Origin of the sequence: Roseburia sp. OM04-10BH, from assembly GCF_003462605.1 — a bacterium.
GTDB lineage: Bacteria > Bacillota > Clostridia > Lachnospirales > Lachnospiraceae > Roseburia_C > Roseburia_C amylophila.
In genome coordinates, this window is record NZ_QTZI01000005.1 from 212918 (window position 1) to 218917 (window position 6000).

Consider the following 6000-nt stretch of genomic DNA (forward strand, 5'->3'; position numbering starts at 1 on the left):
TCCTTTCCCAGTATTTTCAAGGGTTTGCACTCCCTGTCAGCAACATACACTACCACATAGTCCTTTATATATCCAGTGTTATTACAGATATACTTTTGCTAATTCCGGGGAGAAAGTCTTGACATTCAAAACCCGGATTTTTTCCCATTCTTCCTCGGTTAACAGCTTATCTTCATGCATCCTTTTTAAGAGAAATTCGGCAATCTTATACCGCACCTCATTCGCTCCGCCTTCCATCATCTTTTCCCTTTTTCCTCCCGCAATTTAAGAACGTTAAATTCATTCTCCCAAGCCAAACACTTTTGCCCAGAAGAAACACCTTTACATCATCCCGATTTCAGCCATGGTTGCAGCCTCATCTTCTTCCCGGAAATACTGTTCCGATACATCCCTGCTGACTGAAAGCACCTCTCCCGCGTCCTTTTCTCCCATCTGGATCGGGATTAAGAACGGATGGATTTCCTTACAGAATTCCTGATTGGGACAGCTATTGATAAAATAGCCGCAGGTATCTAATATCAGCCTGTCACACATATCTGTGATGACGATCTTTTCGGCTTCAAACATGTGGCTGCCGATATAATTTGCGATATTTTCTGCCGTGGTCGAGATATAGTCCTCTTTCCGCTCCCCTCCATCACTCGGATAAAGATAGGCATATCCTGCCCTCTCCGTTTCAAAAATCCTTAACATCATTTCGGTATCTTCTTTCTTCATCTCCTGTTTTCCTCCATTCCCCATTTTTCAGCTTTTCTTAACTCCACAAGAATACGGCGGAAGTTCCCCTCCGCCGCATGGTTTCTGTAATTAAGTCTTACTGCCATAATCCTTCACTTCATAAATAAAAAGTGTCTGTCCCTATTCGTCACTACTCCCCGGAACCAAAACGCCGCCAAAACAGAGAAGAAAAAATCCCAAAGCCGGCATTTCATGGGCAGTCAGTCCAGACTGTCTTTGGTCCCTGCCACTCGGACAGGCAGACATCACAGGTATCTCACCTCCACCACTGCGTGCTGGCTAATCTCAAGGTGTATCATTATAGGCCATTCCCCTCTTCGCGCCTGTCCACCACAGACAGGCTGTACCCCGGCTTTCCCGCTCGGCTCCTTAGATGCGATCTTTTTCACAGCATGGCTGGCAGAAAGAACATCTGCCCGATTGCTGCAGGAGTGTCACTGCGCCCCGGTTACGGCTCATGAAACGGCTAACGTATCTGAACTGCTGGATATGGCTGGCAGGATATGGCGTGATTCCATCCTGCGCTCGGAGCCCTGCATTCCTCTCCGGCATTTTTCAATGTGCGTTTTGTCTGCCTGTGTCGTATCCACACACGAGACATGAGAGGATTCCCGGAAGAGACCATCTGTCCAGAAAAAGTTCCTCTCATAAGGTACTCACAGAAAAACACGTTTTGAGGGGGTATTAATCAAAATATTTTTTTATTTTCTTTACCGCACCGTTTATGCTCTCCCGGATGTTCTTCTCTCCGACCCCTTCTTTCGCTGCAATCTGCCGGTATGTCATGCCCTCAAAAAAATAAAAATGCAGCCGCTCTCTCTGCACTGGGGTGAGTGACTGCATTGCTTTCTGCAGGGTTTCTATTTCCATCTGCCGGATGACCGTATCCTCTACCGATTCCCCGGTCAGCTCCACCAGATCTTCCGTTTCTCCCTCTGTATATCCGTCCTTGGTCGTATGTCTGATATCCCGCATTTCCTGTGCGTGGGCTTCTTTGCGGAACGTATCGGCAAGTGCCTCGTAGACTTCTCTGGTCACATAGGTGTATTCCAGTTCACCAACTGCATCTTTATAAAAATCCTTTACTCTGATCCTGATCCATTCTGACATTCAAATGTCCTCCATTTCGTAATTTTTTTGAAATGAAGGACATCTGGCGGACCTCTGGGTTCTGCTTTACTGGAAAAAGACAATAAAAAAAGGTGCTGTTCCCATGCAAAATAAAGCATGCAAAACTGCACCCGGATGTTATCCTTATGAACTTTTCCCTTTCTGCCGCCCCCTGCAATCCGGTGCGGCATGAATTCCCAAAAACATGCCACGCCTTTCTTCTCCTAAGCCTTTTTGCGGTACTATACTTGGAAAGAAAGTTCGCTTCAATATAAGTGTAATAAGTCTTACGGTACCTGTAATAAGTTACCGTCTTGGATTGTCATCCCTCCTGTTTTCCAGAAAAAAAGTCCCTTCCGCATGTTCGGAAAGGACTATCCATTTTCGGTATGTGATTGTATCCATAACTGTGCTTTTCCTACGAGCATGAACAGTGCCGTGATGCAGATTCCCGTATAAACAGCGTAAGCATACGGTATCTGGCCTGCATGCCACAAAATGCCAAGCACAGCCAGTTCCAAAGCTGCGATCAGCCTTGCTTTTCTGCCAAAATGCTTTTGTTCCTCTTTATCCAGCTTCCGGTTCTTGCTGTGCATGGGACTGAGTAAAAAAATGATCCCTGCGGACACCAGCAATACTGCCAGCAGCCATGCCAGCGATGTCTTGTAAAACACAGCCTGTGTATAAACCGGAACCAGCAGCACCAGATTAGAACCAAGATAACAGAAAACCCTGCTGTCTGAGTGATATCCACCGGTATAACTGCGAAGAACCATAAAAGACAGGGTAAACACTGCCACAACCGCCAGTTGCTCTGTAAGCAGGCCGATGACCAGTGCTGTCACAACGTTTAGAAGCAGGATCATACCATTGCGTATTCCAAACTGGTATAATTCCTGCTCCTCCTCTTTTATGATTCCCCGCTCAACCATACGATGGCTGAGCCATTTCGTCATGATTTAAAACCTTCTGAGTTTTTTGGAATCTTCCGGCATCTTGTCCTGTCCCAGATACCACATGCAGGAACGGTTCGTTGCCATGGTTGTCACCATAAGTGCCAGTGCTGCCATCACACTCATGGATTTGCTGCTCAGTCGGTACATCCAGTTTCTTTTCTTCATTTTTAGTAAAACCCTCCTTTTTTTGATGTTTTCACTCTAACAGTTTCCATGTAAAAATCAATCTATCTGTAACAAGTTGCAGGTTTGCTGTAATAAGTTGCAGTCTCACTCCAGTTTTGCAACTCCGTTGAGCAGAAGGACTGCCTCAAAATGTTCCCCCTGATCCTTTAACATCAGCTCCCCACCGTATTTTTCTGCCACTTTCCGCACCGAACGGATTCCCCTGCCGTGTTTTATTTTATCTTTTTTGCTTGTCTGTTGATAGGAACTTGTCCCGGATGGCTTGCTGTTCTTAATGGATAAAAGCAGTCTGCCCTCCTGAAACTTTGATTCCACATGAACATACCGTTTTTCCTGTTCCACTGCCATCGCTGCCTCTATCGCATTATCCAAAAGATTCCCATACAGAACACCCATGTCCCCGATATCTACGGATACTCTCTGGGGGAGCAGCGTTGTAACCTGCATCGGTATCTCTTTCTCTTTTGCCTTTACGCTTTTTACTTTTAATATGGCATTCACCACAGGATTTGCGGAATAAATGATCTCTTCTGCCAGCCGGATATCTCCCAATACTTCCTGCAGTCTGTCCTTGATCAGTTCCGCACTTCCCTGTTCCGCCGCTGCGAGCAGTCCCGTCAGCCGGTTCTTCATATCATGCCGGATGTCCTGTATCTGTTCCTGATACCGTTCCATGTCCTGATAGTATTCGTTCCGGTATAAGATTTCCCTCTGGATCATTTCCTCTTCGTGCTGTTTTTCTTCCACTGTCGTATACTTTTCAATCATCAGAAAAATTACATAATTAGTGATGATAATGACAAAGATGATGCACATGCACAGCACGACCATCTGTGCCGAGATTAATTCTTTTGCAACCTCTATCAGTAAAAAGCAACTGATCAGGCTGCATAAAGGTATCATTGTCAACATATATTGCGTTTCTTTTGGCATTGCTGATAGTCGAATGCTTTTTCCAGATTTCAGTCTGCAAAACACCTCCACAATTGTTGCTTTCAAAAGTGCCATAAAAAACACGATAAAATAATATGAAACCGTGGTATCGTCCAACACCTTTTCCATGAATGCCTTATTAAACAAATATCCTAACGGTTCTGCAACTCCCATAATCCCCATATACAGCAGAACCGCAATCAGCCTGCTTACAATCCCTGCCTCATACTGGCAGACATATACACAGAGAATCGCAACCATCGTCACAAAATTCAGCCAGCTTATCCCCATCTGGTTCACCGCACTTCCAATCAGCTCGCACACTATCAGCAGAAGAACAGAAAACTCCATGGAAGTTTTTCTGTTTCCGATGAACTCCTCTAAATACCTGCGGTAAATGCAGAGGTCAAAAAGATTTATGACAAGCCTCACCCCATATAATGCCATGTCACATTCCTCCCTGCACAAATGCGATGTGCTTTTCCGTCAGCTCCTTCCGGTACCCTCTTGTCACTCCCAGCTCTGTGCCGTCTATAAGCATGACCATGCCGCTGGATACAGAATGAACATGTTTCAAATTAACGATAAAAGAGCCATGAACGGCGGCAAACATGCGCTCGTCCAGTTTCTCCCATATTTCATTCAGGTTCATGTTGGACTGATATTTCATTTTCTTTGTGTGGATTATCGCCTGACGCCCCCGCTTTTCCAGATACAGGATTTCGTCAAACTTCAGACTGTACCGCACCCTGCGGTAACTAAATGAAAAACTCTGATTGGTCAGATTCAGATAGGTTCCTGCCTTCTCAAACAGCACACGGAGCCTTTCTTCTGAGATTGGTTTTGGAATAAAATCAAATGTGACAACTTCAAATACACTTGGCATGTATTTGGTATAGCTGGTAAGAAACACCAGCAATGCTTTGGAATCTGTCTCACGGATCTGTTTTGCCACCGCAAGTCCATCCATTCCAGGCATCTCAATATCAAGAATGTACATATCCGGCTTTTGCTCCGCATCTGCACATTCCCTCAATAATTCTTCCGGTCTGGTATAAAACACATACTCCACCGCATAGTCGATCATACGCAGTGTATAGCGTCTGATCCTTTCAATGTCCTGCTGATTATCATCGCAGATTGCTACCCTCATATATCGTCTCCTTCTCAAAATATATTGATCAAATATACATCCCGGAGACTGTACTGCTTTAACGGCCTGTCATCAGCTTTCTCATATACGCAAGCATACGGTCTATAAATGCATCCCGTTCCTCCCTGCTACAGTTTGCAAGGAACAGTTCAATATCAACCTTATGATTTGTATCCCCCGTAACCAGATAAGTCGGCTCAATCCTGTACTTCTCATACAAGATCAGCATTTTCTCTGGCTGTAAGCCATAGACACCACTTTCGATTTTGCGATAATGCTCTACCCCTACATCCAGCGTCTCTGCAAAAACTTCCTGCGTATATCCACTGTTTTCTCTGGCGGTTTGCAACCTTTTTCCAATCTGTATATTGATTTCCTTCTTCTCTGCTTTCATGGAATTCACCTCGCTTTTATGGTAATGATACCAACGAGAAATACCCGAAAACAGATTGCAATACAACACTTCAAAAGTCGTATTGCGACATATCCCCATAAACGAAAAGTGAGCAGCAGACACCAATCCGCTACTCGCCTTCTATCTTTCTTTATTCTAATTACATTTCCTGTTATTCCACCAGTTTCCCAAGCACCACATGATTATATTGGTAACTCACAATCCTTTAGCCAAAATCGCAGTTCCATAACAGTCACAGCAATTTTATATTTTACTTCGATTTCAACTTTTTCTGGCGGATTGGCTAAAAGCCTGTCAATATCCTGTTCCTCAACATCAGCCATTTTTGCTATCGTTAGCTTGGATATGCCATGATAGGAAACAAGCACTTCCAAAAAACCGCTTAGTTGCTTATCCTTATCTTCAATCGCTCCAAAATACAGAAATCCTACTTCTATTTAAAATTCTGAATTATGAACTCAATTCCGTTACCAGTGAAGAATATCTTTTTGTCCGGTTCTTTATATCCT

The 6000-nt window shown here is 44.3% G+C and carries 9 protein-coding genes; all 9 read right to left on the reverse strand.

Annotated features, from left to right (window positions below):
• Positions 1 to 81 precede the first annotated feature (81 nt).
• On the reverse strand, positions 82 to 240 hold the full coding sequence (locus DXB43_RS15275; protein WP_006859206.1) for an SHOCT domain-containing protein: 159 nt from the start codon (positions 238 to 240) through the stop codon (positions 82 to 84).
• A gap of 81 nt (positions 241 to 321) precedes the next feature.
• Positions 322 to 717, reverse strand: coding sequence for a hypothetical protein (locus tag DXB43_RS07425; protein WP_015522049.1), 396 nt, complete (start codon positions 715 to 717; stop codon positions 322 to 324).
• A gap of 705 nt (positions 718 to 1422) precedes the next feature.
• Complete coding sequence (locus DXB43_RS07430; RefSeq protein WP_117947233.1) at positions 1423 to 1848, reverse strand: RNA polymerase sigma factor; 426 nt, start codon at positions 1846 to 1848, stop codon at positions 1423 to 1425.
• A 374-nt stretch (positions 1849 to 2222) separates the two neighbouring features.
• A complete protein-coding gene (locus tag DXB43_RS07440; RefSeq protein WP_055195145.1) occupies positions 2223 to 2804 on the reverse strand; it encodes an accessory gene regulator B family protein in 582 nt (193 codons plus the stop codon).
• Between the two features lie 3 nt (positions 2805 to 2807).
• Positions 2808 to 2969 (reverse strand): cyclic lactone autoinducer peptide, encoded by a 162-nt coding sequence (locus DXB43_RS07445; protein ID WP_006859203.1) that lies wholly within the window; start codon positions 2967 to 2969, stop codon positions 2808 to 2810.
• A 105-nt stretch (positions 2970 to 3074) separates the two neighbouring features.
• The gene (locus tag DXB43_RS07450; protein ID WP_055195148.1) at positions 3075 to 4370 is read right to left on the reverse strand and encodes a sensor histidine kinase; all 1296 of its coding nucleotides are present in this window, start codon (positions 4368 to 4370) and stop codon (positions 3075 to 3077) included.
• Position 4371: 1 nt separating this feature from the next.
• The gene (locus DXB43_RS07455) at positions 4372 to 5076 is read right to left on the reverse strand and encodes a LytR/AlgR family response regulator transcription factor (RefSeq protein ID WP_055195150.1); all 705 of its coding nucleotides are present in this window, start codon (positions 5074 to 5076) and stop codon (positions 4372 to 4374) included.
• Positions 5077 to 5134: 58 nt separating this feature from the next.
• Positions 5135 to 5470 (reverse strand): helix-turn-helix domain-containing protein, encoded by a 336-nt coding sequence (locus tag DXB43_RS07460; protein ID WP_006859200.1) that lies wholly within the window; start codon positions 5468 to 5470, stop codon positions 5135 to 5137.
• Positions 5471 to 5673: 203 nt separating this feature from the next.
• Positions 5674 to 5928, reverse strand: a complete 255-nt coding sequence (locus DXB43_RS15100; protein ID WP_306776493.1) for an HTH domain-containing protein — start codon at positions 5926 to 5928, stop codon at positions 5674 to 5676.
• Positions 5929 to 6000 lie beyond the last annotated feature (72 nt).

Coding starts and splice junctions, on each gene's coding strand:
- DXB43_RS07430 (WP_117947233.1), bottom strand. CDS start 1,848: ATGTCAGAATGGATCAGGATCAGAGTAAAGGATTTTTATAAAGATGCA.
- DXB43_RS07455 (WP_055195150.1), bottom strand. CDS start 5,076: ATGAGGGTAGCAATCTGCGATGATAATCAGCAGGACATTGAAAGGATC.
- DXB43_RS07425 (WP_015522049.1), bottom strand. CDS start 717: ATGAAGAAAGAAGATACCGAAATGATGTTAAGGATTTTTGAAACGGAG.
- DXB43_RS07440 (WP_055195145.1), bottom strand. CDS start 2,804: ATGACGAAATGGCTCAGCCATCGTATGGTTGAGCGGGGAATCATAAAA.
- DXB43_RS07460 (WP_006859200.1), bottom strand. CDS start 5,470: ATGAAAGCAGAGAAGAAGGAAATCAATATACAGATTGGAAAAAGGTTG.
- DXB43_RS15275 (WP_006859206.1), bottom strand. CDS start 240: ATGATGGAAGGCGGAGCGAATGAGGTGCGGTATAAGATTGCCGAATTT.
- DXB43_RS07445 (WP_006859203.1), bottom strand. CDS start 2,969: ATGAAGAAAAGAAACTGGATGTACCGACTGAGCAGCAAATCCATGAGT.
- DXB43_RS07450 (WP_055195148.1), bottom strand. CDS start 4,370: ATGGCATTATATGGGGTGAGGCTTGTCATAAATCTTTTTGACCTCTGC.